Genomic DNA, 26758 nt, shown 5'->3' with positions numbered 1-26758 from the left:
AACAGGGTAAGCAGGCCAGTCGACCGGGGGCGAGTCAGGGCGGTATTCGGGTTACGGCCCTGACTCGGGTCTTGTGAAGGGGCCGGAGGATCTCTCCGGCCCCTTCCTCTTTTCATCGCGCCGGGCGTGCGGCGACCCGGTCGCGGCAACCGGGATTCAGCTGGTGCGGACCTGTGTCGCGCGCGGGATCTCCAGCCAGAGGTCGACCTCTTCCTCCGCGTCCGGCCCCAGGGCACTCGCCCGGCCATCGCCGCTCTTCAGCCCCACCACGGTGACCGCGACGTCGGAGTCCTGCGCAACGGTTCGTGCCACGATGCGGTCGGCGGTCGTGCCGGCCACCGCCTCCGCGAGCCGGTTCAGCACCCGCTCCCGGTCCGCCTCGGGGAGATCGTCGAGGCCACCCTCGTCGAGGAGGTTGACCGTCGCCCCACGGCGCCTGGCGTTCATGACCTCGGTGCGCACGGCATCGTTGAGCAGCCGCCGCCCGCGGATCTCATCCCGGATCGCCTGCTCGAGGTTCCGGCACTCGCGGCGCTGCGCGTCGGTGAGCTCGCCGCCGGTCGCCCGGATGGTGCGGAGCATCGGCAGCGCCATCGTGCTTGTCTGGCCCAGCCGGAACCTCCGCTCGTAGAGGTGCGCCTCCTGCGCGGCCTGCCACTCCGTCGCCTCGCGCTCGGCCAGCGCGAAGCGCTGCGCGTCGCGCCCGGCCTTCGCCATGGCGCGGCTGAGGATGTGCGCGACCGCGACCCACGAGACGCTGCCGATCACCCCCATCGAGAGCACGGCTCCGGGCCCCGCCCAGAGAAAGGTCTGCACGGCCAGGAACAGCACACCGGCCCACGCGAAGCTGTGCCGGCGGCGGGTGGACGTGATGGCCATCAGCGTTCCCACAGCGGCGACGTACCAGGTGGCGTAGCCGTTGCCGCCCTCGCGCAGCGGATCCAGCTCGGAGCTCACCAGGATGGCGATCCCGATGGACACCGCCACGTTGAACCCGGCCATCCAGAGCGGCATCTTCAGAGCGCCGGGCCCCAGGCTGATCACGGTCGCGACCGCGTACAGCGCCATCGCGGCGATGACCGGTGCCGGCTGCGAAGGGATCTCCAGCGAGTAGGTCGCGAGCACCAGGTGGTAGGTGGAGAAGAGCGCAGCGACCGTGACGATGAGGCTGCGGGGCACACCGATGTTCACGCGACGCCACCGATCGCCGCTTGCGCCTGCTGCAGCTCGTCGTCGGGCATCACGGCGACCGGCTCCGGCGCGGGCCAGAGGATGGACACCACCGTGCCGTCCCCGGGCGCGGAGTCGATGTGTGCCACACCGCCGGCGTTCGCGACCCGCTCGAGGATCGACACCCGTACGCCGAGGCGCTCGCTCGGGACGCCGGAGACGTCGAATCCGGGTCCCGTGTCGCCGACCTCGACGAGGACGCCACCCTCGGGCGCGTCGCTGATCCTCAGCCAACGCGACACGGACGGCGAATCGCCGCCGTGCTGAACGCTGTTCACCATCGCCTGCGTGGCCGCCGCGGTGATCGTCTCACCGACGGTCGCCGAGACCGGCGACCCGCCGACGGACAGCTCGCGCACCTCGAACGGCACCGGGAAGCCGGTCGACGCCTCCACGATGCGAGCGGCGACGTCGGCCATCGTGATGGTGCCGGGACCATCGGACGGAGCGCGGGCGGCGTCGCGAAGGTGCCCCATCGCGTTGCCGGCCATCGTGGCGGCGATCCGCTTCGCCTCCGGGGTGCGCGCGTTGGCGGCGGAGAGCAGCGTGGTCAGCACGCTGTCGTGCACGATCGCATCCACCTCCACGCGCTCCACCTCGGTGGCGTGATGCCGCACCGCGACCGCGTAGCGGTCGAGCGCCGTCGCCTGCGCCACATCCACCGACGTGGACGCCTCGCGCAGCATGGTGACGATGATGAGCACGGCGCCGCCGAGGATGATCGCGTAGACCGAGTCGAGCAGGCTCCGCTCCCAGCTCGCGCCCCCGCCGGCCGGCACGGCGTGGATGACCCCGTAGATCGCCGGAACGACGAACAGGTAGACCACCGCGACCCGGGTGCGGAAGGCGATCGCGGCGGTCGCCGTCGCCACCGTCAGCATGTAGTACAGCCAGTGGTTCTCTTCGCGACCGATCGGATCCACGACGGCGAACGGCCAGCTGACCAGCGTGGCGATGTAGACGAACGCGAACGTGGCGTGCGCCACCCGCACCCACCTGCGGGCGATCGAGAACGACATCGCGAGAACCAGTGAGCCGACGAGGGCGGCGATCGCGATGGTGAGCCAGACGTCGCCGGTCTCACCCACCTGCCCCAGCAGGATCGGCGCGGTCTGCGCGGCGAAGACGATGCCGAACCCTGCGATGGCACGGGAGATGACGGCGTCGACCCGACGCCGGCTGATCGGGTTCCGGGGCTGCTTGACCGCCGGGAAGTCGCGGGGGAGCCCGCTAGCGGCCATCGCCGCCGTCCGGGTCGAGCCCCGGAAGGATGCCGTCCTCGACCGCGCGGCGCAGCAGGTCGACCTTGGTCGGCGCCGGCCGACCGACCTCGACGTACTTCGCCCGGATGCGGTCGAGGTATTCGCGCGCCGTGGAGTATCCGATGCCGAGCTGCTCGGCAGCGAGCTTCAGCGGCAGGCCAGACGCGTAGAGGTGCAGGATCTCGCGCTCCCGCCGGCCGAGCTGCGCCTTCGCGAAATCGCGGTCGGCGTCGATCGCGGTCGCCCACTCCAGATTGTTGAGCACCTCGCCGCGGGCCACCGTGGCGGCGGCGGCGATGACGGTGCTCGTCGCGGACGACTTCGGGATGACACCGGCGGCGCCGGCGGCGAGCGCCTCACGGACGCTCGCGACCCGATCGGCGATGCTGTGCACCAGCACCGCGGAGCCGGTCGCCTGCACGCGCTTCACATTGTCGGTCACCGACGAGCCGTCGCCGAGGGACAGGTCGAGGACGACGACATCCACCTCGCGCCCATCCAGTCCGTCGACGAGCTCGTCGACGTTCGCGGCGGCGAGCACGAAGTCGTACCCCTCCTCCTGAAAGGCGGCCTTCAGCCCCAGCCGCACGGATTCGTGGTCGTCCACCACGGCGACGCGCACTGAACTGGTCGGCTTCGCTGTCGCCGGTTCGTTCTCGATCGTTTGAGCCATATGTTCCCGCCCCGTTTCCCCTCGAACTCGCGACAACGCGAGCGCGCACTCATCGTATCCCCAGGGGCGGGGTTCATACTGCTCAGCCGCGCCTGACGAACGATGCGACCGCCTCGAGATGATGCGTGTTCGGGAAGAGGTCGAAGGCGCGGAGGGTGCGCAGCTCGTACCCCTTCTCGGCGAGCAGGCCGGTGTCGCGGGCGAGCGCGACCGGGTCGCAGGCGACGTAGATCAGCTGCGCTGGGCCGAATTCGGCGAGGGAGTCGATGACCTCGCGACCGGCGCCCGCGCGTGGCGGGTCGAGGACGACGGTCGCTTCGCGCATCCGCTGCCGTTCCGCGGGCCCCGCGGCGGCGAGCCGGGAACGCAGCCATCGCTCGACGCGGCCCGTCTCAGCGGTGGCGCCCGGCCACTCGCGCAGGTTGTGGCGAGCATGCTCGGTGGCGCGGGGGCTCGACTCGACGCTCGTGATCAGCATGTCATCCGCGCCGGCCCGGTCTGCGACTGCGGCGGCGAGCAGCCCGACCCCGCCGTACAGGTCGAGATTGTCGGCATCCAGGTCGAGCAGCCGCAGGTCGAGTGCGTGCCGCACCGCGTCCGTCAGCGTCCGGGCGGCGCTCACGTGCACCTGCCAGAAGCCGGAGTCGTCGAGCCGGAACTCCCGCTCCCCCACCCGCTCGGTGATCTCCGTCGGCGACTGCGTGCCGACGATCAGTCTCGGCTCGCCGGTGCTCGGTGCGACGAGGTCCACGTGCTCCTCGCCGGGGAAGTGCTCGTCGAGCGGCGCCGCGGCGGCGAGCTCGGGCGTCGCGAGCGGCAGCTCGCGGACGCGGATCACCCGGTGGGAGCGAGCGGCGTACGGGCCGAGGCGTCCGGTGTCGTCCACATGCAGGCGCACCCTCGTGCGCCATCCGGTGCCGTTCTCGTCCTGCACCGGCTCGCCGGAAGCACGCCCGTCCGTCGCGGCGTCCCGGAGCGGCAGCGCCTCGACCTCGACGCGCGCCTCGATGCCGGCCATGCGCTCCATCGACTCCGCGAGCACGTCGGCCTTCAGCTTCCGCTGGTGCGCGAGCCGGATGTGACCGAACTCCGCGCCGCCGGGCCGGAACTCTGGGTCGACGTCGAGGCCGGCGGCGGCCCACACATGCTCCCGCCGGTGCGGGCTCGGATCGAGCACCCGCACGGTGTCGGCGCGCCAGAAGGCGTTCTTGCGGTCGTCGGTGACCCGCGCGATCACCCGCTCCCCCGGGATCGCGTCGCCGACGAAGACCACCCTGCCCTCGTGCCGGGCGACCGTCACACCGCCGTGGGCTACCTTGTCTATCGCGAGCTCGATCTCGCGGCCCACGTTCTCACCCATCCTCCGAGCATAGGCAGGTCGGTTGCGCCTCTACCTCGCGTCCACCTCGCCCGCGCGGCTCGCCACGCTGCGCGCCGCCGGGGTCGAGCCGGTGCTGCTCAGCCCGGGTGTCGACGAGGACGCCGTCGTCGAGGCGGAGCGGCCGCGGAACGCCGTGGACATGGTCCAGCTGCTGGCCCGCGTGAAGGCAGAGGCGGTGATCGGACGCACGGTGGACGGCGCCCCGATCGACGGGTTCATCCTCGGCGGCGACTCGGCGTTCGAGCTGGACGGCGCGGTGTACGGGAAGCCGCACACCGCCGACGTGGCATGGGAGCGCTGGCGCCTGCAGCGCGGCCGTGAGGGCCTCCTGCACAGCGGGCACTGGCTCATCGATCACCGCGGCGGGAGCCCGGCCGCGAGCGGCGTGATCGCCACCGGCGGCGTCTCGACCGCCACGGTGCGATTCGCCGATGACATCACCGACGACGAGCTCCACGCGTACATCGCCACCGGTGAGCCGCTGCGCGTCGCGGGGGCGTTCACCATCGACAGCCTCGGCGCGCCGTTCATCGAGTCGGTCGACGGCGATCCGCACGCGGTGGTGGGCCTCTCCCTCGCCCTGCTGCGCAAGCTCGTCGGACGTTTCGGCGTGGCCTGGCCGGCGCTCTGGAACCGGGTGCCCTGAGCCGGAGGTCGACCCATCCCGGCTGTCGTTGTAGTGTTCCGTCACGGATCGCCGGTCCATTTTGTGCCCGCTGGCCAAATCGGAGCGCCGCCTCGTCACTAGGCTGAGACCCTATGGCTGGCATCGAGAAGGTCCTCATCGCCAACCGCGGCGAAATCGCGGTGCGCGTCATCCGGGCGGCGAAGGATTCGGGCATCGCCTCCGTCGCCGTCTACGCCGATCAGGATCGCGACGCCCGCCACGTGCGGCTCGCCGACGAGGCGTACGCGCTGGAAGGCGCCACCAGCGCCGAGACGTATCTCGTGATCGAGAAGCTCCTCTCGGTCGCCCGGCGGTCGGGAGCCGACGCCGTGCATCCCGGCTACGGCTTCCTCGCCGAGAACGCCGACTTCGCGCGCGCTGTGATCGCCGCCGGCCTCACCTGGATCGGTCCCTCCCCGGAGGCGATCGAGCGGCTCGGCGACAAGGTGTCCGCACGCCACGTTGCCGAGAAGGTCGGCGCACCGCTTGCGCCAGGCACCCTGAACCCGGTGGCCGGCGCGGAGGAGGTGCTCGAGTTCGTCGAGGAGCACGGCCTGCCCGTCGCGATCAAGGCGGCATTCGGCGGCGGAGGGCGCGGCCTCAAGGTCGCGCGCACCCGGGACGAGGTCGCGGAGCTGTTCGACTCCGCCACCCGCGAGGCGATCGCCGCGTTCGGTCGGGGCGAATGCTTCGTCGAGAAGTACCTGGACACGCCGCGCCACGTCGAGACCCAGTGCCTCGCCGACGCGCACGGCAACGTCGTCGTCGTCTCCACCCGCGACTGCTCGCTGCAGCGCCGGCATCAGAAGCTCGTCGAGGAGGCGCCGGCGCCGTTCCTCAGCGAGGCACAGCGGACCGCGATGTACGAGTCGTCGAAGGCGATCCTCCGCGAGGTGGGGTACGTCGGCGCCGGCACCTGCGAGTTCCTCGTCGGCCGCGACGGCACCGTGTCGTTCCTCGAGGTCAACACCCGCCTTCAGGTGGAGCATCCGGTGTCGGAAGAGGTCACCGGCATCGACCTGGTGCGGGAGCAGTTCCGCATCGCCGAGGGCGGCGTGCTGGACTACGCCGACCCGGAGCCGCAGGGGCACTCGATCGAGTTCCGCATCAACGGCGAGGACCCTGGGCTGAACTTCATGCCGATGCCCGGTCCGGTGCACGTCTTCCGCGTGCCGGGTGGCCCCGGTGTCCGCGTCGACTCCGGCGTCACCACCGGCGACGTCATCAGCGGCGCCTTCGACTCGCTGCTGGCGAAGCTGATCGTCACGGGGTCGAGCCGGCAGGATGCGCTCGAGCGCTCACGACGAGCGCTCGACGAGTTCGAGATCGCCGGGCTCCCCACCGTGCTCCCGTTCCACCGCGCGGTGGTTCGGGATCCCGCGTTCACGTCCGAGCCGTTCTCGGTGCACACACGCTGGATCGAGACCGAGTTCACCGGCGCGCTCGAGCCGTGGAGCGGCTCCCTCGAGCCCGCCGCCCCGCTCCACACCCGGCACAACGTGGTGGTCGAGGTGGCCGGCAAGCGCATCGAGGTGTCGCTGCCCGACCGACTGCTCCCCGGCGCGGCTGCGGAGCAAAGCCTGCCGACCGCGCCGCGCCGCCGGGGCCATGCGTCGGTGGCCACCGCCACCGGCGACAGCGTGACCGCCCCGATGCAGGCCACGGTCGTGAAGGTCGCCGTCGGCGAGGGCGACGCCGTCGTGAAGGGCGATCTCGTGCTGGTGCTCGAGGCGATGAAGATGGAGCAGCCGATCGTCGCCCACAAGGACGGCACCATCACCTCCCTCAACGCCCCCGTCGGCGCCACCGTCTCCTCCGGCCACGTCCTCGTGAACATCGCCTGATAACCCGGGCCCCAGGCGTCCGAGCTGCCCGATGAGCCCGGCGGCGACCGTGTCGCTCCGCACGAATTCATCGACCCACGGGTCGCCGATGGTCGACTGCATGGGGCATGGTGTGCCGCCGCAGCTCAGAACCCGGCCCGCGGACCAGGATCCGCGGGAATGCGTCGCAGGTCGTCGGCCGTGCAGGACTGGTCGCCTGGCCCGCCGTGATCACACGATGATCGCGGTTGTGTCCGATGCGCGGGGAATTGCGCGAGCATTCGACGGAAGCGCGATCATGGGCGCATGCACGACCACGGTCGGGGCGCAGCGAACAGGGTCAGCGGACGATGTGCATCGCCCGCGCCGCGTCGGTGACGCTGCCGGAGAGGGAGGGGTAGACGCTGAACGCACCGGCGAGCTCGTCGACGGTGAGGCGGTGCTCCACGGCAAGGGCGATGGGGAGGATGAGCTCCGACGCCTTCGGTGCGACCACCACGCCGCCGATCACGGTGCCCGATCCGGTGCGGGCGAAGAGCTTCACGAAGCCGTCGCGGATGCCCATCATCTTGGCGCGCGGGTTCGACGACAGCGGCAGCTTGTAGATCTCGCCCTGGGCGATGCCCTCCTCGATCTGCTTCTGCGACCAGCCCACCGTGGCGATCTCCGGCTGCGTGAAGATGTTCGAGGTGACGTTCCGCAGCTCGATCGGGTTCACCGCGTCGCCCATCGCGTGGAACACCGCCGTGCGTCCCTGCATAGAGGCGACGGATGCCAGCGGCAGCACGCCGGAGCAGTCGCCGACCGCGTAGACCGACGGCATCGAGGTGCGGGAGACCCGGTTGACGCGGATGTAGCCGCCGTCCGAGAGCTGGATGCCGGCCTCCTCGAGCCCGAGATCCGCCGTGTTCGGGATGGCGCCGACCGCGAGCAGACAGTGGGTGCCCTCGACGGTCCGACCGTCGGCCAGCGTCGCGATCACGCCGTCCTCGGTCCGCTCGACGGACTGCGCGCGGCTCTTCGCGAGCACGTGCATGCCGCGCCGGCGGAACACGTCCTCGATGACGGCCGCCGCGTCGGCGTCCTCGCCGGGCAGCACCTGGTCGCGGCTCGAGATGAGCGTGACCTCGGAGCCGAGCGCGTGGTACGCCGAAGCGAACTCCGCTCCGGTGACACCGGATCCGACCACGATGAGGCGCTCGGGCGTCGTGTCGAGCTGGTAGAGCTGCTTCCAGGTGAGGATCCGCTCGCCGTCCGGCTGCGCGGTCGGCAGGACGCGGGGGCTGGAGCCGACCGCCACGACGATGGTGTCGGCCTCGACCTCGTCGAAGTCCTTCGCGGCCTTGCCCTTGCCCGCGGACACGACGATCTTCTGCGGCCCGTCGAGTCGGCCGTCGCCCGTGATCAGCCGCACGCCGGCCTTGATCAGGTTGGCCTTCATGTCCTCGGACTGCTGGCGTGCGAGCCCGAGCAGCCTGGCGTTGACGGCGGCGAGGTTCACCGTGACGTCGGGACGGACCGCCCGTCCGCTCTCACCGCGGATGGAGAACTGCACGCCCAAATCCGCCGCCTCGCCGATGGCGTTCGCCGCCTCCGCGGTCGAGATGAGGGTCTTCGACGGCACGACGTCGGTGAGCACCGCCGAGCCACCGACGCCCGCCCGCTCGACGATCGTGACCTCTGCCCCGAGCTGGGCGCCCGCGAGGGCGGCCTCGTATCCTCCGGGTCCGCCTCCGAGCACTGCGATCCGCTGTTTGCGCTCGAAGATGTCAGCCATTGTGCAATTGTCTCGGGTTCTTCCACTCGTCGGCAAAACGGCGCGGGAAATAGAGTGGTCGGATGCAGCAGAACCCTCTCGACGATCCAGCGGCCGATCCCTTCGAGCTCGCGGCCCAGGCGGCCGCGCAGCTGGCGGACCGGACCGGGGTGGAGCGGCACGATCTCGCCCTGACGCTCGGCAGCGGCTGGGCGAAGGCGGCGGACCTCGTCGGCGAGACCACCGCCACCATCCCTGCCAGCGAGATCGTCGGCTTCTCGAAGCCGGCGCTCGCCGGCCACGTCGGCACGCTGCGCAGCGTGCTCCTGCCGAGCGGGAAGCGGGCGCTCGTCATCGGCGCACGCACCCACTTCTACGAGGGGCACGGCGTTCGCCGCGTCGTCCACTCGGTTCGCACGGCCGCCGCGACCGGCGCGACCACGATGATCCTCACGAACGGCGCGGGCGGCGTCCGTCCCGAGTGGGCGCCGGGCACCCCGGTGCTCATCTCCGACCACATCAACCTCACCGCCTCCTCTCCGCTGGAGGGCGCGACGTTCATCGACCTCACGGATCTCTACTCGCTGCGGCTGCGCACCGTCGCGCGCCAGGTGGACCCATCCCTCGACGAGGGCGTGTACGTGCAGTTCCGCGGCCCGCACTACGAGACGCCGGCGGAGGTGCAGATGGCCAAGCGCATCGGCGGCGACATCGTCGGCATGTCGACGGCGCTCGAGGCGATCGCGGCCAGGCAGGCGGGCATGGAGGTGTTCGGGATGTCGCTCATCACGAACGCCGCCGCGGGGATCAGCGGTGATGCGCTCAGCCACGAGGAGGTGCTGCAGGCCGGACGCGACGCCGAGCAGCGCATCTCCGAGCTGCTCGCCAGGATCGTGGCCGAGCTGTGAGCCTTCGTGACGGCCGCGACGATGCGGGGGCGGGAACCGGCGACGGCCCCCGCTCCGAGGCAGCCGCCGAGCGTGTCGCGGCGGCCGACACCGTCTCCCCCGCCGACAGCCTGCTGGCCGACGCGAGGGCCTGGCTGGAGCAGGATCCGGACGACGCCACCCGCGCCGAGCTGAGCGTGCTGCTCGCGGAGGTCGCTGCCGGCGACCCCGACGCGGTCAGCGAGCTCGCCGCCCGGTTCGGATCCCGGCTGACCTTCGGCACCGCCGGGCTCCGCGGAGAGCTCGGCGCCGGACCGAACCGGATGAACCGGGTGCTCGTCGCGCAGGCCGCCGCGGGCCTCGCGGCGTTCCTGACCTCCCGCGAGGCGGAGCCGAGCATCCTGATCGGCTACGACGCCCGCACCAACTCCGACGTCTTCGCCCGCGACACGGCGGAGCTGATGGCCGGGGCGGGCGTCCGCGCCGTGCTGCTCCCCCGGGCGCTGCCCACCCCGGTGCTGGCCTTCGGCGTGCGTCACCTCGGTGCGAGCGCCGGCGTGATGGTCACCGCCAGCCACAACCCGCCCCGCGACAACGGATACAAGGTCTACCTGGGCGGCGTCGACGATGGCGCGCAGATCGTCTCGCCGACGGATGCGGAGATCCAGTCCGAGATCCTCCGCGTCGCCGGCGGCGACACCCGCGACCTTCCCCGCTCCGATGGGTACGAGGTGGCAGGGGATGAGGTCGTGGACGAGTACATCCGCCGGACCGCGGCACTCTCCCCCGCCCCGACGGTGCCGCTGACCGTCGTCTACACCGCTCTGCACGGCGTCGGATGGCAGACCGCGCGTCGCGTGTTCACGGCAGCCGGGTTCGGAGAGCCGATCGTCGTGGCGCAGCAGATCGAGCCGGACGCCGCGTTCCCGACCGTCTCGTTCCCGAATCCGGAGGAGCCGGGCGCGCTCGACCTCTCGTTCGCAACCGCCGCCGAGGCGGGCGCCGAGCTGATCCTCGCCAACGACCCCGACGCCGACCGGCTCGCGGTGGCCGTGCCGGATGTGGCCGGCCGCTGGCGCCGGCTGAGCGGCAACGAGGTGGGGCTGCTGCTCGGCTGGCGCGCGGCCGAGCGAGCCACCGCCGCCGGTCCGGACGGTGCCGGCACGCTCGCCTGCTCGCTGGTCAGCTCTCCGGTGCTCGGCCGCATCGCGGAGGCCCACGGGCTGGGATTCGCCGAGACGCTCACCGGGTTCAAGTGGATCTCGCGAGCTCCGTCGCTGCGCTTCGGATTCGAGGAGGCCCTCGGCTACCTGGTCGACCCGGAGAAGGTGCGCGACAAGGACGGCATCTCGGCCGCCGTCGATCTCCTCGCGCTGGCGGCTGAGCTCAAGGCAGCGGGCCGATCCGTCGACGACCGCCTCCGCGAGGCTGCGGAGCGGTTCGGCGCGTACGCGTCGAGCCAGGTGTCGCTGCGCGTGTCGGATCTCGCCGAGATCCCCCGGCTGATGACGAAGCTGCGGTCCGCCGTTCCGGATGCCATCGGTGGTGTGCCGGTGGTGCGGGTCGACGACTTCACCGACGGCTTCGACCACTTCCCCGCCAGCGACCTCCTGCGGTTCTGGCTCGACGGCGGCTCCCGGGTCATCCTCCGACCGAGCGGCACCGAGCCGAAGCTCAAGGCGTACATCGACGCGGCGAGCACCGACGGCACGGCCGAGGAGCGGATGAGCGCCGCGGCCGCCACGGTCGACGCACTGGAGCGCGGGGTGCGCGAGCTGCTCGCGTGAGCGCCGAGCGCAGGCTCAGCCGAGGGAGCGCTGCAGCTTCTCGGTGAGCTCCGTCGTGTCGAAGTAGTTCTCGACCACCACCACGTCGGCGAAGGTCTTGCCGATCGCCTCCACGAACTCGGGGCTCGTCAGGATCACCTGGGCGTCGGCGGCGACGGTGGCGAGGCTCGCGAGGTCTGCCGCGACGACGTTCGCCTCGATGCCGAGGCGGGCGAGCACGCGCTCCGCGTTCACCTTGAGGATCGCGCTCGAGCCGATCCCGGCTCCGCAGATGGTGACGATCTTCACGAGCCGCCCCCCAGGATCCGGTGCACGTCCTCCGTCGTCTCCGCGGCCGCGAGGTCCTGAATGGCGGTCGAGTCGTTGAACACATTTGCGAGTTCGGCAACGGAACCGAGGTGTGAGCGGGCATCCGTCACGGCGAGCCCGAGGATGACGCTCACCGGGTCGTTGTGCGGGTGCCCGAAGTCGACGGGCGTCTCGAGCGTGACGACGCTGAGCCCGTCCGCGACCACCTCCGGTCCCGGCCGGGCGTGCGCGAGCGCGAGGCCCGGCGCGATGACCACGTACGGCCCGTGGTCCTCGATCATCCGGATCATCTCGTCGGCGTACCCCGGACGGGCCGCGCCGGAGTCGGACAGGCGCGCGCCGGCGAGGCGCACGGCGGAGCGCCAGTCGGACGCGGAGGCGCCCAGCTGGATCGCGGAGTCGGGAAGCGGTGGCAGTGGCATCAGACGCGCTCGAAGCCCTCCGTGATGAGGTCGGCGAGCTCCTCCCGGTCCTCGAGCGGCAGGAAGGCAGCGGATGCCGCGTTCAGCTGGAACACCTCGAGATCCGACAGGTCGTAGTCGAAGGTCTCGGCCAGCAGCGCCAGCTCGCGACTGAGGCTGGTGTTGCTCATCAGCCGGTTGTCGGTGTTCACCGTGACCCGGAACCCGAGCTGGTACAGCAGGTCGAACGGGTGGTCGATGAGGTCCTCGCCCCAGGCGGCGATCGCGCCGGTCTGCAGGTTCGAGGAGGGGCTGAGCTCCAGCGCGATCTCGCGGTCCTTCACCCACTGCGCGATGGGGCCCACCGTCACGTAGGTGCCATCGTCGTCCTCGCTCTCGACCTTCACGTCCTCCGCGATCCGGACCCCGTGCCCGAGGCGCAGGGCGCGACCGTCGAGGAGCGCGCTGCGGATGCTCTCGAGGCCGTCCGCCTCCCCCGCGTGCACCGTGACGGGGAAGAACTCGCTCGCCAGGTAGTCGAACGCGGTCCGGGCGCGGCTCGGCGGGAACCCGGCCTCGGCACCGGCGAAGTCGAACCCGACCACACCGGCGTAGCGGTGCCGCGTCGCGAGCTCCGCGATCTCGAGCCCCCGGTCGGCGTGGCGCATCGCCGTGACCAGCTGTCCGGCGCGGATGCGGTGCCCGTTCGCGCGGGCGTCCGAGACACCCGTCTCGATGCCCTCCTGCACGGCCTCGACGGCCTCGTCGAGGGTCAGCCCGCCCCTCAGGTGCTGCTCCGGCGCCCAGCGGATCTCGCCGTAGACGACCCCGTCGGCGGCGAGGTCCTGCACGAACTCCCGGGCGACCCGCACGAGCGCGTCGCTCGACTGCATCACCGCCGTCGTGATGTCGAACGTCTTCAGGTATTCGACCAGCGAGCCGGAATCGGACTGCACGGCGAACCACTCGCGCAACGACTCGGCGTCGTCCGCCGGGAGGTCCAGGTCGATATCGTCCGCGAGCTCGAGGATCGTCTGCGGCCGCAGTCCCCCGTCGAGGTGGTCGTGGAGGGAGATCTTCGGTATGCCTTGCAGGTTCACCCCGGTCGGAGCGTGGACGTATTCCTGCGACGGCACGGTCATGCGCTCAATCTACCGGAGCGATCCTGCGGGGAGGCTTCCGATCGGCACGGCGCCGGAACGGAGCACATCGATCACGGGAGGATGCGCTCAGCCGCCCGCCGCGCCGCCGCGAGCACGTCGTCTTCCCTGCTGCCGCTGAACGTCGTGGCGATGTACGGCACGGTCAGCGCGGCCACCGTCGTTCCGGCGGCTCCGGTCACCGGCACGACGAGGTCGGTGATGCCGGGCTGCAGCGCATCGTGCCGGCGGACGTGGCCGTGCCGCGTCGCGTGCGCGAGCTCCTCCTGGTCGCACTCGCCCGCGAGGGTCCGGCGCACATCCTCGGCCGCACCGGCGACCAGGACGCTGCCGGTCGCGGTGCCGCCGACCGGGAACAGGGCACCGACCCGCACCCGGAACCCGAAGTCGGCGGGGCTCTCCACCTGCGCGAGGACGCGGACCCGCCCGGCATCCAGCACGCTGAGGTTGCAGGACTGGCGGATCTCGTCGGCGAGCTCCCGCATCGGCACGGTCGCCGCGGTGATCAGCCCACGCAGCGGCGGATGCCGGTGCGCGAGGTCGAACAGCATCGTCGAGAGCCCGTACAGCCCGGACTGCCGATCCCGCATCAGGTAGCCGCGCCGATCGAGGCTCGTCAGCACGCGGAAGATCTGACCGACCCTGCGGCCGGTCGCCTCCGCGATCGCGGTCTGCGACAGCCCGCCGGCGTCGTCCGCCAGCAGCTCCAGGATGTCGAGCGCCTTCTCGAGGGCCGGCACCGAGTACTCCGGCTGCGTTGCCGCATCGGCTGCCGTCTGCGTCCCCGGATCGGCGGTCACGGCCGGCTCAGCGCTCCGCCGCCATGGCCCGCACCATGCGGCGGGCGATCTCGCGGTCGAGATCCTCCGGCACCGGCTGGGCGCCGGGTGCAAGCGTGTCGGCCGCGAGGGCGATCCGCTCGAGCGAGAGCGACTGGAGCAGGAAGCCGAGGTCCATGGACTCCAGCGAGTTGCCCTTCGGCTCCCGACCGGCGAGGTTCACCATCCGACCGTCGGCCAGGAGGATGACGTGCCGGCCGCCCGGCAGGTCGATCCGCTCGATGCCATCATCGAGCACGGCGGAGCCGGTCGCCGCGTCGCGCAGTGCCGGAACGTCGATCTCCCACGGGAAATGGCCGCTGTTGGCGAGCACGGCGCCATCTGCCACCGCATCGAAGAACTCGTCCGTGAGAATGCCAGGGCGGCCGGTCGCGGTGAGAAAGACCTCGCCCCATTCGGCGAGCTCGAGAAGCCCGGCGACCCGGTAGCCGTCCATCGCGGCTTCGAACGCCTTCAGCTCGTCGACCTCGACGACGGCCACCTTGCCGCCGAGGGCGCGGAGGTACTGCGCGATGCCGCGGCCGCACCACCCGTACCCGACGACCACGAATCGGCGACCCGGGATGCGGAGGTTGGTGATGCGCTGGAAGCTCTCGACCACCGACTGGCCGACGGCGTGCTTGTTCTCGCCGATGGCCTTCAACGGGCTGTCGTTGATCACGATCACCGGGAACGGCACACGCCCCGCGAGCTCGGCGCGCAGGCGGTCGCCGCCCGATGTTGTCTCCTCGGTGCCCCCGATCACGCTGTCCGCCCTGCCCGCGGCGATCAGTCCGGCCGCCAGGTCCCCGCCGTTGTCGAGCAGGATGTCCGGCGCGGCGTCGAGCACCGATTGCACGTTCCGCTCGTGCTGGTCGAGAGAGTCGTCGCGGCTGCCGAACACCGTCATCCCCTGCGCCCGGAGGAAGGCGACGACATCGTCCTGGGTCGAACCGTGATTGCCGGTCGCGACGATCTCCGCCCCGCCCGCCGCGAGAACCTCGAGCAGCACCGCCGTCTTCGGCTCGAGGTGGAGGGACATGCCGATCCGGCGCCCGGCGAACGGGCGGTGGACGGCGAAGTCGGTGCCGGCGCGGGCCAGCAGCGGCATCCGGGAGCGGATCCATTCCACCCGGCCGGCGCCGCGGGCGGCCAGGTCGTTCGTCGTGTGCATGCCGAAATCTTACACATATGAACATGGCTTTCATATATGCTCACATCATGCCGAGAAAGATCCTGCTGGACTGCGACCCCGGACACGACGACGCCGTCGCGATGCTGCTGGCGCACGGCAGCCCGGACATCGAGCTGGTGGCCGTCACGACCGTGGCCGGAAACCAGACGATCGAGAAGGTGACGCGGAACGCCCTCGCGGTGGCGCGCATCCTCGGCATCACTGGCGTTCCGTTCGCGCAGGGGGCAGGCCGGCCGCTGGTACGGCAGGTCGAGGTGGCTCCAGACATCCACGGCGAGTCGGGACTCGACGGACCGGTGCTGCCCGAGCCGGAGCTCGAACTCGATCCGCGCGGCGCGGTGCGGCTCATCATCGACACGGTCATGTCGCACGAGCCCGGGGAGATCACCCTGGTGCCGACCGGCGCGCTGACGAACATCGCGCTGGCGGCGCGGCTGGAGCCGCGGATCGTGGAGCGGGTGCGCCAGGTGGTGCTGATGGGCGGCGGCGTGCACGAGGGCAACTGGAGCGCCACAGCCGAGTTCAACATCCTCATCGATCCCGAGGCGGCCCACATCGTGTTCTCGGAACACTGGCCGCTCACCATGGTGGGCCTGGATGCCACGCACCAGGCGCTTGCCACCGCGGAGGTCGCAGCGCGGATCGCGGCGGTCGGCACCGCGCCGGCACGGTTCGTCGGCGAACTGCTCGATTTCTTCGGTCACGCCTACAAGGACGCGCAGGGTTTCGACTTCCCGCCGGTGCACGATCCGTGCGCCGTCGCCTATGTGATCGACCCGACGGTGCTCGAGGTGCGGAAGGCGCCGCTCACCGTGGAGCTCACCGGCACGCACACCCTCGGGATGACGGTGGCGGACCTCCGCGCGCCGGCGCCGGCGGAGTGCACCACGAGCGTCGCTCTCGGCCTCGACGCAGTCAAATTCTGGGACCTCGTCGTGGACGCCCTGGAGCGCATCGGCGATCCCGCGTAGCGCGCGAACAGGGGCCGCTTCGGCGCATGCGGGTCGCCGCGGCGGCCCGTACTGGCCGATGTGGCCCGTCTTGGCGTCAGCCGGTGATGCGGTCGGCGATGAGCGGGCCGCCGGTCTCCACGTCGTCGCCGGCCGCACCGATCGTATAGGCGCCTTCGAGCGATTCCAGTGCCCGTGCGAACCGCGCATCGTCGTCCGCGCTCAGCGTGAACAGCGGGTCGCCCGCACGCACCTCGTCGCCGGGCTTCACGGCGAGGTCGATCCCCGCCGCGTGCAGCACCGGGTCCTCCTTGCGCGCACGCCCGGCGCCGAGCCGCCACGCGGCGATCCCGAACGGCAGCGCCTCCATCCGGGTGACGACGCCGTCCCGGTCCGCCGTCACGACGTGCTGCTCGCGCGGCGCAGGCAGCGGCGCATCCGGATCCCCGTCCTGCGCCGCGATCATCGCCCGCCAGGTGTCCATCGCCTTCCCGTCGGCGAGGTGTCGCTCGACGTCCGCGTCGGGCTGCCCGGCGAGCGCGAGCATCTCCCGCGCGAGCGCCACGGTGAGCTCCACGACATCCGCCGGACCACCGCCCGCCAGCACCTCGACCGACTCCCGCACCTCGTTCGCGTTGCCGATGGCGAGGCCGAGCGGCACGTTCATGTTGGTGAGCAGCGCCACGGTGGCGACGCCGGCGTCCGTGCCGAGCCGCACCATCGTCTCCGCCAGCTCGCGGCTCCGCGCCGGATCCTGCATGAAGGCGCCGGAGCCGAACTTCACGTCGAGCACCAGCGCCGCGGTGCCCTCGGCGATCTTCTTGCTCATGATCGACGACGCGATGAGCGGGATGCATTCGACGGTGCCGGTGATGTCACGGAGGGCGTAGAGCTTCTTGTCCGCAGGCGCGAGGCCCGCGCCTGCGGCGCAGATGACCGCGCCGACGTCATCAAGCTGGGCCAGCAGCTCGTCGTTCGAGAGGCCGGCGCGCCAGCCCGGGATGCTCTCCAGCTTGTCGAGGGTGCCGCCGGTGTGGCCGAGGCCGCGGCCGGACAGCTGCGGCACCGCCACGCCGAACGACGCGACGAGCGGCGCGAGCGGCAGGGTGATCTTGTCGCCGACCCCGCCGGTGGAGTGCTTGTCGACCGTGGGCTTCGAAAGCGCGTCGAAGCTCATCCGCTCCCCCGACGCGATCATCGCGAGCGTGAGGTCGCGGATCTCGTCCCGCCCCATGCCGTTCAGGAAGATCGCCATCGCCATCGCCGACATCTGCTCATCGGCGACGTAGCCCCGCGTGTACGCGTCGACCAGCCAGTCGATCTGGGGCGTGGTGAGCGCGCCGCGGTCGCGCTTCACGCGGATCAGGTCGACGACGTCGAAGGGTTCGATGCTCACGGGAGATTTCCTTCCGTCGCCCGCTTGTGGCGGGGGTTACGGCCAGCTGGCGGGAGTCGTTTCTCCCGCCTCCCCGTCGTGGCGCCGGCTACGACGGGGGAAAGGGTCATTCCCCTGCCCGGTACTCGTCGAGGGTGCGCGGGCCGAAGGCGTCGGGGATGACCTCGTCGATGGTCCGGACACCCGAGACCGTCTGCAGCAGCATGCCGTCGGCGGAGTGCTCGAAGAGCAGCTGGCGGCACCGGCCGCACGGCATGAGGGCATTTCCGTGACCGTCGACGCAGGTGAAGGCGACGAGCTTGCCCCCGCCGGTCATGTGCAGCGTGGAGACGAGCGTGCATTCGGCGCAGAGGGTGAGACCGTATGAGGCGTTCTCCACGTTGCAGCCGGCGATGACACGGCCGTCGTCGACGAGCGCCGCGACACCGACCGGAAAGCGCGAGTACGGCACGTACGCCTTCTCCATGGCGGCGAGCGCCTCGCTCCGCAGCCGATCCCAGTCGATCCCGGATCCGTCCGGAGCGGGTGCCGAGGTGCTCATGACTTCACGTACGGCTTGCCGGCGGCCGCGGGCCCGCGCACGTGCCCCACGAATCCGGCGACCGCGAGGATCGTGACCACGTACGGCAGCATCAGCATGAACTCGCTCGGCACCGGCGAGCCGATCACGCCGAGCGTTCCCTGAAGATTCGTCGCGAAGCCGAACAGCAGTGCCGCAAGCGTGGCGCGGATGGGGTCCCACCGTCCGAAGATCACCGCCGCGAGCGCGATGAAGCCGGCGCCCGCGGTCATCTCCTTGTTGAACGACCCCAGCGAGGCGACCGTGTAGAACGCTCCGCCGAGGCCCGCGATGGCGCCCGCGAGGGACACGTTCCAGAACCGCGTCGAGTTGACGTTGATGCCCACGGTGTCCGCGGCGGTCGGGTGCTCACCCACCGAGCGGAGGCGAAGCCCCCACTTGGTGTGGAACAGCCCCCACCAGACGGCGAACACGGCGATGTACATGAGGTAGACGATCGGAGTCTGCCGGAACAGCACCGGTCCCAGGATCGGGATCTCGCTGAGGAGCGGAATGTTGATGCGCTCGAAGCGTGTGGACGAGTTGAGCTCGGCCGCGTTCGGACTGAGGAGCACCGAGTACAGGAAGCTGGTGAGGCCGGCGACGAGCACGTTCAGCACGACGCCGACGATGACCTGGTCCACCAGGTACTTGATCGAGAACGCGGCGAGCACGAATGACACGAGCACGCCGGCGAGCATCGCGGCGAGCAGTCCCAGGATCGGGGAGTCGGTGAGCGAGGACACCAGGGCGGCCATGAATGCGCCCGCGAGCAGCTGACCCTCGATGGCGACGTTCACCACCCCGACCCGCTCGGAGATGACACCGCCGAGGGCCCCGAAGATGATCGGCGACGACAGCGCCACGGTGCCGAGCAGCAGACCGGGCACCGGGATCGTCTCGCCCGCCGCGGCCCAGGTCAGGAAGCCGATGAGGAACGCGACCGAGAACACCACGGTCATCCAGAGCGGGATGCGCTGGGACCGCATCGCGCGCAGCGTGGCGATCACGGTGAGCACGACCAGCAGGATCGTGACCGCGACACCCGTCGCGTACGTCGGCAGCAGCAGCGGCGGAAGCTGGATGACATCGCCGGCGTTCGAGAGCCGGAAGGTGGTGGTGCCCTGTCGGCCGAGCCCGACGAAGAGGACCAGTGCGAGCAGAGCGAAGACGCCGAAGCCGATCGGCACCTTCCAGCTGCGGACCGCGACGGTCTTCCGCTGGACTTCGGGCGTCTCGACGAGGGTGCTCACTTGGCCACCGCCTTCCGGTTGGCGCGGACGCCTCGGATGCCGAGGCCGGTGGGGGTGGGCAGGCGGAAGATCGCGCGCACGAGCGGCGGCGCCGCGATGAAGAGCACGATCAGGGACTGCACGACGAGCACGATGTCGATCGGCACACCCTGCGCCGCCTGCATCGAGAAGCCACCCGCCTTCAGGGCCCCGAACAGGATGCCCGCGGCGAACACGCCCCACGGCCGTGACCGGCCGAGCAGGGCAACCGTGATGGCCTCGAAGCCGATGCCGGCGTCGATGCCCGCCGAGAAGCCGGTGGTGGTGGTGCCGAGCACCTGGCTGACGCCGGCGAGCCCGACGAGGCCGCCCGAGATCAGCATCCCGTAGATGTACATCCGCGGCACGCTGATGCCGGCGACGCGAGCGGCGTTCGGGTTCTCACCGACGGCGCGGAACTGGAAGCCGAGGCTGGACCGGTTCAGAAGCCACCACACGACGAGCGTCGCGAGGATGGCGAGCACGAATCCGAAGTGCAGGTTGTACCCGGGGCCGAGCAGGTCGGGGAACACCGCGTTCGGGTCGATCGGCGGTGTCTTGGGGTTGTTCTGCCCAGGCGCCTGCAGCGCCCCGGGGGTGCGCAGCAGGAACGAGATCAGGTAGAACGCCACGTAGTTGAGCATGATCGTCACGATCACCTCGTGGGCGCCGGTCCGCGCCTTCAGCAGCCCGACCAAGCCGCCCCAGAGCGCTCCTGCGACGACGCCCGCCAGGAGCGCGAACAGCATGTGCACCACCGGCGGCAGTTCGAGCGTGAATCCGATCCAGCCGGCTGCGGCGGAGGCGACCAGCATCTGGCCTCGTCCGCCGATGTTGAACAGGCCGATCCGGAAGGCGAGGGCGACACCGAGGCCGGCTGCGATGAGCGGGGTGGCGAAGGTGAGCGTCTCGGTGAGCGGACGGATGCCCGCGGCGAAGCCCGGGCGGCGGAAGTTGTAGATCGACCCCTGGAAGAGGGCGGAGTACGCGCCGCCGACCGACTCCCCGATCGCGCGGAGGGTGTCGATCGGGCGGGAGAAGAAGTAGCCGGCCGCCTGCTGGACGTCCTCGTCGGTGAGCACGATGAGGATCGCGCCGGCGATCAGCGCCAGCACCACAGCGAGCACCGAGATGATCGCGTTCCCCCCGGTGATCTCCCGGAGCACCGAGTGCCCGCGCGGCGGCGTGGGCTGCCCGCCGTCGGTCGGCGCGGCGTCGCCGGCCTGCACGGTCGGCGGAACCGCCGCGGGGTCACCGGTCGCGACCCTCGGCAGCTGTTCGGCGTCCGGCTTCGTGCCGAGCCTCGGATCCTGTTCGCTCGTCACGCGGCGCTCCCGACTCCCGCGGGGTGCTCGCCCGCCATCATGAGGCCGAGCACGTCGCGGGGCGTGTCGCCCGGAACGATTCCCACGATTCCTCCTCGATACATGACCGCGATGCGGTCGGCGAGCGCGACGACCTCGTCGAGCTCGGTGGAGACGACGATGACCGGGATGCCGGCGTCTCGCGTCTCGACGATTCTGGTGTGCACGAATTCGATGGAGCCGACGTCGAGACCGCGGGTCGGCTGTGCCGCGACGAACAGCCGGAGCTTGCGGCTGAGCTCACGCGCCAGCACGACCTTCTGCTGATTGCCGCCGGAGAGCCGTCCCGCGTGGGTCTCGATGCTCTGCGTGCGGATGTCGAACTCCCGCACCTTCTCCTTGGCGAACTCGGTCAGGTGCCGGAGCTGCAGGTTGCCGCTCTTCACGAACGGCGTCTCGCCGGCGGTGCGGTCGAGCATCAGGTTCTCGGCGATGGTGAACTCGGCGACGAGGCCGTCCTCTTTTCGGTCCTCCGGCACGAAGCCGACGCCCGCGCCGAGCACCTTGCGCACGGCGAGTCCGCGCAGATCCCTGCCGTCGAGCCGGATCTGCCCGGTGACGTGCGGCTGCAGGCCGAGAATGGCCTCGGTGAGCTCCGTCTGTCCGTTGCCCTGGACACCGGCGATGGCGAGGATCTCCCCCGCCTTCACGTCGAAGCTGACGTCGTCGACGAGCTTCTGCCCGCGGGCGTCGAGCACGGTGAGGTTCTGCACGACGAACGCGGGCGCCCCCGGCGTCGCCGGCTCCTTCTGCACGGTCAGCTCCACCGATCGGCCCACCATCAGCGAGGCGAGCTCGGCGTTGGTGGCGGTCGGCTGCGCCTCGCCCACCACTTTGCCGAGCCGGATCACCGTGATCCGGTCCGCCACCTCGCGGACCTCGCGCAGCTTGTGGGTGATGAAGACGATCGCCGTGCCCGACTCCTTCAGCTGACGCATGATGCCCATCAGCTCGTCGGTCTCCTGCGGCGTCAGCACCGCGGTGGGCTCGTCGAAGACGAGCACCTTCGCGTCACGGGAGAGCGCCTTGATGATCTCCACCCGCTGCTGCACGCCGACCGGAAGATCGCCGACCAGGGCGTCGGGGTCGACATGGAACCCGAACCGGTCACTGATCTCGCGCACCTTCGCGCGGGCTCCCGCGACGTCGAGCTTGCCCGCGAATCCGGTCGACTCGTGGCCGAGCATGACGTTCTCGGCGACGGTGAAGACGGGAATGAGCATGAAGTGCTGGTGCACCATGCCGATGCCCGCTTCCATCGCGTCGCCCGGCCCGGCGAAGCGCTGGACCTGCCCGTCCAGGAGGATCTCCCCCTCGTCGGCCTGGTACAGGCCGTAGAGCACATTCATCAGCGTGGACTTGCCTGCGCCGTTCTCACCGAGCAGACAGTGGATCTCGCCGGGCTCGACGGTCAGGTCGATGTGGTCGTTGGCGACGAGGGAGCCGAAGCGCTTCGTGATGCCGCGGAGTTCGAGCTGCATACTGGCCAATCTATCGGGCGGAGCGGTCCCTGAGCTTGTCCGAAGGACGGTCCCTGAGCTTGTCGCTTGTGCTGAGCCTGCCGAAGTGAAGGGTCGGCATCACGCACTCGGGGAGACCGGCAAGCCGGCCTCCCCGAGTTTCGTGGTGATGTGGTGTTACTGCTGCGGCGACGAGGGCGACTCGACGGTGATCTCACCGTCGATGATCATCTGACGCAGCTCGTCCAGCTTGCCCTGCAGCTCCGGGTCGACCTTGTCCTCGAAGTCGTGGAACGGGGCCAGGCCCACGCCCTCGTTCTCGAGGGTGCCGACGAAGAGGCTGTTGTCGAACTCGCCACCGGCGGCTCCCAGCACGACCTCCTCGACACCGGCGTCCACCTGCTTGCGGATGGAGGTCAGCAGCAGATCGGCGACCGACGGGTCGGTCTCGTACACGTCGGCGTCGACACCGATGAGGGCGATGTTCGCGCCGCCCTCGTTCGCGTCGCGGATCGCCTCGGCGGCGCTGGTGTAGATCGGGCCGCCCACGGGCAGGATGACGTCGGCGTTCTGGTCGATCAGGGTCTGAGCGGCCTGGCGCGCCTCGGTGCCGGCGGCGAAGCCACCGGTGAACGAGCCGGTCTCCTTGTCCCAGCCGACGACCTCGACGTTCTCGCCGGTCTCCTCGTTGTAGTACTGGACGCCGTCGTAGAAGCCGTCCATGAAGATCGTCACCGGCGGGATCTGGATGCCGCCGAAGGTGCCGACGACGCCGGTCTCGCTGTAGCTCGCGGCCGCGTAGCCCGCGAGGAAGGCGGCCTGGGCCGTGTCGAAGACGATCGGCTTGCCGTTCTCGACGTCCGGAGCGCCGTCCTGGTCGGCGTCCAGCTGGTCGTCGATGATGGCGAAGTTGATGTCCGGGTTCTCGTTCGCGGCCTCGATGGTCGCCTCGGCGAGGAGGAATCCGACCGTCACGATCAGGTTGCAGCCCTGGTCGACGAGGTTGGTGATGTTCGGCGCGTACGCCGACTCATCCGCCGACTCGACGGTGATCGGGGTGACGCCGAGCTCCTCCGAGGCGCGCTCGAGGCCCGTGAGCCCCAGCTCGTTGAACGAGTTGTCGTCGAAGCCACCGGCGTCCGAGACCATGCAGGGCACGAAGTCGCTGGGCGCCTCGGCACCGGGCTCGGCCGAGGGGTTCTCCGACTCCTCCGGGGCGGCGGCGCACCCGGCGAGCACGAGGGCGCTCGCGCCGAGCGTGGCAAGACCCGCGAAGGCCTTACGGGAAGTGATTCTCAAGATGTCCTCCAAGATGCTGCCCGGCGGTGAGCCGGGACCATTGAGGTACACGCTATCGACAAGAAACCCGGGAGGAAGGCCGCTGGAAGCGGTTGCGACCGAATGGTTATCAATCCGCGACGGAGGCGAGATGCCGCCGAAACAGCGGTCAGTCGGGGGTGCTTGGCGAAGTGACCTCGAGTGCGCCCTCGACGATGGCGGCACGCAGCTCGTTGATCTCGGCTGCCAGCTCCGGCGACACCCGCTCCTGCAGGTCGTGGTACGGGGCGATGTCGACGCCCCCGTTCTCGAGCGTCCCGATGAACGGCTCGTTCGAGAACTCGTCGTTCATGCTCGATTCGACGATCTCGACGACCGCGTCACCGGTGTTCTTGAGCACCGAGGTCAGCACGACCGGGCGGTACTCCTCCGGAAGCGTCTCGTAGCCGTCGGAGTCGACCCAGATGATGAGCGCGTTGCCCGAGTCGAGCGCGGCCTGCGCCGCACCCTGCCCGACCTGACCCGCCACTGGGAGGATCACGTCGGCGCCCTGGTCGATCAGCGACTGGGCCGTGGTCACGCCCTTGTTGATGTCTTCGAAGTCGCCGGTGAAGGTGCCGTCCTGCTCCTCCTTGTCCCAGCCGAGCAGGCGCACCTCGGCGTCGTGCTGCTCGTTGTAGTGGTCGACCCCGTCGGCGAAGCCGTCCATGAACAGGGTCACCGGCGGCTGGTTGCCGCCGCCGAAGGTGCCGACGATGCCGGTCTCACTCACCCCCGCAGCCAGGTAGCCGGCGAGGAACGCCGCCTGCGCCGTGTCGAAGACGATCGGCTTGATGTTCTCCCCCTCGACCAGCTCGTCGACGATGGCGAAGTCGACGTCGGGGTTCGCCTCGGCGAAGGACTGCGTCGGGGGCGCCAGCTCGTAGCCGACGGTGAGGACGAACCCGCACCCCGTGCCGACCGCCTGCTCGACGTTCGGCTCCAGATCCGTCTCCGCGGTCGAGACGAGCACATCGGCGTCGATGCCGAACTCCTCCTCGGCGACCTGCAGCCCCTCCCAGCTGGCCTGGTTGAATGAGCGGTCTTCGAGGCCGCCGGAGTTCGTGACCATGCGCGCGCAGAAGTCGGTTGCAGGCGCCGTCTCGCCGCCGCCCGGAGTGCGCTCCGGGGCGGGCGCGCAACCGGCCGCCCCGAGCACGACGGATGCCGCGGCGACGGCGACGAGGAACGGACGGGAGCGAGTCATGGAGCCACCTCTCTTCCCCAACATCTTGCCGCAGGGGTCGGTCACGGCGAGGTCACGGTTCGGGTTCTCAGCCCGTCACGTGCGCTCAGCCCTCCGGCCCTTCACCTCGGCAGACTCAGCACAAGCGACAAACCCAAGGACCGACTACAGCACGTCGGAGCGGCCGGAGATCTTCAGCGCGTCGACGACCGCCTTCACACGCTGGGCGTTCGCACTCGTGGTGACGAGGAGCGCATCCGGGGTGTCGACCACGACGATGTCCTGCACCCCGATGAGCGAGATGAGCCGGCCGCTCTGGCTGACCACGACGCCGCTCGACGCGTCCGCCAGCACGCGCGCGTTCTCCCCCAGGATGGCGAGGTCCGACTTGCGGCCGCCGGAATGCAGCTTCGCGATGGAGGCGAAGTCGCCCACGTCGTCCCAGTCGAAGTCCCCCGGGATGACGGTGAGCTTCCCCTCGGCGGCGGCGGGCTCCGCGACGGAGTAGTCGATGGCGATCTTCTCGAGCCGCGGCCAGACCGCGTCGACGACCGCGCCGCGGCGTGGACTGTCCCACGCCTCCGCCAGTTCGCGGAGCCCGGCCACCAGCTCCGGCTTCGACTTCGCCATCTGCTCCAGCAGCACGTCGGCGCGGCTGATGAACATGCCGGCGTTCCAGAGGTGGTCACCGCCCCGCACGTACCGTTCCGCGGTCTCCAGGTCCGGCTTCTCCACGAAGGCGCCGACGCCGAGCGCGCTCGGCGCGCCGTCCAGTGGCATCGGCTCGGTGCAGCTGATGTAGCCGAACCCGATCGCCGGCTCCGTCGGCGTGATGCCGACCGTCGCGATGTAGCCCGCGTCGGCGGCGGCGACCGCCTCGGCGACGGCGCGGCGGAACCGGCGCTCTTGCCCGATGACGTGGTCTGCCGCGAAGGAGCCGACGATCACGCCCGGCTCCCGGTGCTCGAGGATCGCGGCAGCAAGCCCGATCGCCGCCGAGGAGTCCTTCGGCTCGCTCTCCAGCACGACGTTATGGTCGGCGAGCTCCGGGATCACGGCTTCGACGGCCGCCCGGTGGGCGCGGCCCATGACCACCATGATGCGGTCGGGTCCGGAGAGCGGGACGAGGCGCTCCCAGGTCGAGCGCACCAGCGACTTGCCGGAACCGGTGAGGTCGTGGAGGAACTTGGGGGCGTCGGCCCGGGAGAGCGGCCAGAGCCGCGAGCCGATCCCGCCCGCCGGGATCACACTGTAGAAGCGGTCGAGCGGTGCCTCGGTTCCGGTCATGCGACCACCCTAGACCGCGCCCGCCGCCCGTCCGGGGACGGCCTCGCCCCGCCCGGCCGGTGCACAGCGAGCCCCGGTTCTGGCCCAATAGACTGGGGGCGAGGCTCGACGAAGTGACCGCGGCATCGACGCGCGGCGCCGGATCGAGTGCCCGCGAGGAGTGAAGAGCGTGTCAACAACCGCCGGAGGACCCCTGGTGGCGGATCCGTCCGCCACGTCGTCATCGCAATCCCGGATTCCGCTGCCGAAGCGTCCGGCCGGCACCGTCTACCGCGGACGCGAGGGCATGTGGTCGTGGGTGCTGCACCGGATCACGGGCGTCGCGATCTACTTCTTCCTGCTGGTGCACATCCTCGACACCGCGCTCGTGCGCGTGAGCCCTGAGGCGTACAACGCGGTCATCCAGGCGTACAAGACGCCGATCATGGGCGTCGGTGAGCTGGCCCTCGTCGCCGCGATCGGGCTCCACGCGCTCAACGGACTGCGCATCATCCTCGTGGACTTCTGGTCCGTCGGCACCCGGCACCACCGCCTGATGTTCTGGATCGTGATCGCGCTCTGGGTCCTGCTGATGGCGTTCTTCACCCCCCGCCACCTGATGCACGTCTTCGGAGGCTGA

24 protein-coding genes are annotated in these 26758 nt (G+C 70.6%); 6 read left to right on the top strand and 18 right to left on the bottom strand.

The window, feature by feature from the left end:
- Positions 1 to 156 precede the first annotated feature (156 nt).
- The 4 genes from ACFFGH_RS29720 to ACFFGH_RS29705 all read right to left on the bottom strand — a co-directional run bounded on the left by ACFFGH_RS29720 (position 157) and on the right by ACFFGH_RS29705 (position 4525).
- Entirely contained in the window at positions 157 to 1191 is a 1035-nt protein-coding gene (locus ACFFGH_RS29720; RefSeq protein WP_386675671.1) for a DUF8320 family protein, read from the bottom strand.
- Positions 1188 to 2471 (bottom strand): sensor histidine kinase, encoded by a 1284-nt coding sequence (locus ACFFGH_RS29715; protein WP_386675668.1) that lies wholly within the window; start codon positions 2469 to 2471, stop codon positions 1188 to 1190. Before ACFFGH_RS29715 ends, ACFFGH_RS29720 begins: the two co-directional genes overlap by 4 nt.
- A complete protein-coding gene (locus ACFFGH_RS29710; protein WP_386675666.1) occupies positions 2461 to 3165 on the bottom strand; it encodes a response regulator transcription factor in 705 nt (234 codons plus the stop codon). Before ACFFGH_RS29710 ends, ACFFGH_RS29715 begins: the two co-directional genes overlap by 11 nt.
- A gap of 82 nt (positions 3166 to 3247) precedes the next feature.
- Positions 3248 to 4525: a class I SAM-dependent RNA methyltransferase gene (locus ACFFGH_RS29705; protein ID WP_386675665.1), complete on the bottom strand. Its 1278-nt coding sequence runs from the start codon at positions 4523 to 4525 to the stop codon at positions 3248 to 3250.
- A gap of 22 nt (positions 4526 to 4547) precedes the next feature.
- Here ACFFGH_RS29705 and ACFFGH_RS29700 point away from each other — a divergent pair, with 22 nt between their 5' ends.
- Positions 4548 to 5192 (top strand): Maf family protein, encoded by a 645-nt coding sequence (locus ACFFGH_RS29700; RefSeq protein WP_386675663.1) that lies wholly within the window; start codon positions 4548 to 4550, stop codon positions 5190 to 5192.
- Positions 5193 to 5305: 113 nt separating this feature from the next.
- Complete coding sequence (locus ACFFGH_RS29695; protein ID WP_386675661.1) at positions 5306 to 7057, top strand: acetyl/propionyl/methylcrotonyl-CoA carboxylase subunit alpha; 1752 nt, start codon at positions 5306 to 5308, stop codon at positions 7055 to 7057.
- 319 nt (positions 7058 to 7376) lie between these two features.
- On the opposite strand, the gene ACFFGH_RS29690 is transcribed toward ACFFGH_RS29695, so the two are convergent.
- Positions 7377 to 8813, bottom strand: coding sequence for an NAD(P)H-quinone dehydrogenase (locus ACFFGH_RS29690; RefSeq protein WP_386675660.1), 1437 nt, complete (start codon positions 8811 to 8813; stop codon positions 7377 to 7379).
- Between the two features lie 62 nt (positions 8814 to 8875).
- Between ACFFGH_RS29690 and ACFFGH_RS29685 the strand changes: the two genes are divergently transcribed.
- Entirely contained in the window at positions 8876 to 9700 is an 825-nt protein-coding gene (locus ACFFGH_RS29685; RefSeq protein ID WP_386675658.1) for a purine-nucleoside phosphorylase, read from the top strand.
- Positions 9697 to 11466, top strand: coding sequence for a phospho-sugar mutase (locus ACFFGH_RS29680; protein ID WP_386675656.1), 1770 nt, complete (start codon positions 9697 to 9699; stop codon positions 11464 to 11466). The genes ACFFGH_RS29685 and ACFFGH_RS29680 overlap by 4 nt, the downstream gene beginning before the upstream one ends.
- Positions 11467 to 11481: 15 nt before the next feature.
- On the opposite strand, the gene ACFFGH_RS29675 is transcribed toward ACFFGH_RS29680, so the two are convergent.
- From ACFFGH_RS29675 to ACFFGH_RS29655, 5 genes are all read right to left on the bottom strand, one after another.
- Positions 11482 to 11754, bottom strand: a complete 273-nt coding sequence (locus ACFFGH_RS29675; protein WP_386675654.1) for a PTS sugar transporter subunit IIB — start codon at positions 11752 to 11754, stop codon at positions 11482 to 11484.
- Positions 11751 to 12197 carry a PTS sugar transporter subunit IIA gene (locus ACFFGH_RS29670; RefSeq protein WP_386675653.1) on the bottom strand — a complete coding sequence of 149 codons (447 nt, stop codon included), beginning with the start codon at positions 12195 to 12197 and terminating at the stop codon, positions 11751 to 11753. The genes ACFFGH_RS29675 and ACFFGH_RS29670 overlap by 4 nt, the downstream gene beginning before the upstream one ends.
- A complete protein-coding gene (locus tag ACFFGH_RS29665; protein ID WP_386675651.1) occupies positions 12197 to 13318 on the bottom strand; it encodes an adenosine deaminase in 1122 nt (373 codons plus the stop codon). Before ACFFGH_RS29665 ends, ACFFGH_RS29670 begins: the two co-directional genes overlap by 1 nt.
- 71 nt (positions 13319 to 13389) lie before the next feature.
- Entirely contained in the window at positions 13390 to 14136 is a 747-nt protein-coding gene (locus ACFFGH_RS29660) for an IclR family transcriptional regulator (protein ID WP_386675649.1), read from the bottom strand.
- Positions 14137 to 14143: 7 nt separating this feature from the next.
- Positions 14144 to 15328 (bottom strand): adenosylhomocysteinase, encoded by a 1185-nt coding sequence (locus ACFFGH_RS29655; protein WP_386675647.1) that lies wholly within the window; start codon positions 15326 to 15328, stop codon positions 14144 to 14146.
- Between the two features lie 47 nt (positions 15329 to 15375).
- Here ACFFGH_RS29655 and uriH point away from each other — a divergent pair, with 47 nt between their 5' ends.
- Positions 15376 to 16320, top strand: coding sequence for a uridine-preferring nucleoside hydrolase UriH (gene uriH / locus ACFFGH_RS29650; RefSeq protein ID WP_386675645.1), 945 nt, complete (start codon positions 15376 to 15378; stop codon positions 16318 to 16320).
- Positions 16321 to 16396: 76 nt separating this feature from the next.
- Here uriH and ACFFGH_RS29645 read toward each other — a convergent pair whose 3' ends face one another.
- The 8 genes from ACFFGH_RS29645 to ACFFGH_RS29610 all read right to left on the bottom strand — a co-directional run bounded on the left by ACFFGH_RS29645 (position 16397) and on the right by ACFFGH_RS29610 (position 26139).
- Positions 16397 to 17695, bottom strand: a complete 1299-nt coding sequence (locus ACFFGH_RS29645) for a thymidine phosphorylase (RefSeq protein WP_386675643.1) — start codon at positions 17693 to 17695, stop codon at positions 16397 to 16399.
- Between the two features lie 106 nt (positions 17696 to 17801).
- Positions 17802 to 18236, bottom strand: coding sequence for a cytidine deaminase (locus ACFFGH_RS29640; RefSeq protein ID WP_386675641.1), 435 nt, complete (start codon positions 18234 to 18236; stop codon positions 17802 to 17804).
- Positions 18233 to 19507, bottom strand: a complete 1275-nt coding sequence (locus ACFFGH_RS29635) for an ABC transporter permease (RefSeq protein ID WP_386675639.1) — start codon at positions 19505 to 19507, stop codon at positions 18233 to 18235. The genes ACFFGH_RS29640 and ACFFGH_RS29635 overlap by 4 nt, the downstream gene beginning before the upstream one ends.
- Positions 19504 to 20850: an ABC transporter permease gene (locus ACFFGH_RS29630; protein ID WP_386675638.1), complete on the bottom strand. Its 1347-nt coding sequence runs from the start codon at positions 20848 to 20850 to the stop codon at positions 19504 to 19506. Before ACFFGH_RS29630 ends, ACFFGH_RS29635 begins: the two co-directional genes overlap by 4 nt.
- The gene (locus ACFFGH_RS29625) at positions 20847 to 22370 is read right to left on the bottom strand and encodes an ABC transporter ATP-binding protein (protein ID WP_386675636.1); all 1524 of its coding nucleotides are present in this window, start codon (positions 22368 to 22370) and stop codon (positions 20847 to 20849) included. The genes ACFFGH_RS29630 and ACFFGH_RS29625 overlap by 4 nt, the downstream gene beginning before the upstream one ends.
- A gap of 156 nt (positions 22371 to 22526) precedes the next feature.
- A complete protein-coding gene (locus tag ACFFGH_RS29620; RefSeq protein WP_386675634.1) occupies positions 22527 to 23648 on the bottom strand; it encodes a BMP family lipoprotein in 1122 nt (373 codons plus the stop codon).
- Positions 23649 to 23796: 148 nt separating this feature from the next.
- A complete protein-coding gene (locus ACFFGH_RS29615) occupies positions 23797 to 24873 on the bottom strand; it encodes a BMP family lipoprotein (protein ID WP_386675632.1) in 1077 nt (358 codons plus the stop codon).
- A gap of 144 nt (positions 24874 to 25017) precedes the next feature.
- The gene (locus ACFFGH_RS29610; RefSeq protein ID WP_386675630.1) at positions 25018 to 26139 is read right to left on the bottom strand and encodes a mannose-1-phosphate guanylyltransferase; all 1122 of its coding nucleotides are present in this window, start codon (positions 26137 to 26139) and stop codon (positions 25018 to 25020) included.
- A 169-nt stretch (positions 26140 to 26308) separates the two neighbouring features.
- On the opposite strand from ACFFGH_RS29610, the gene sdhC reads away from it, so the two are divergent.
- The gene (gene sdhC / locus ACFFGH_RS29605) at positions 26309 to 26758 is read left to right on the top strand and encodes a succinate dehydrogenase, cytochrome b556 subunit (protein WP_386675628.1); all 450 of its coding nucleotides are present in this window, start codon (positions 26309 to 26311) and stop codon (positions 26756 to 26758) included.

The sequence above is a fragment of the Lysobacter korlensis genome, assembly GCF_042434515.1.
The sequence above is the reverse complement of the archived record's forward strand: the minus strand, read 5'-3'. Positions and strand labels throughout refer to the sequence as shown.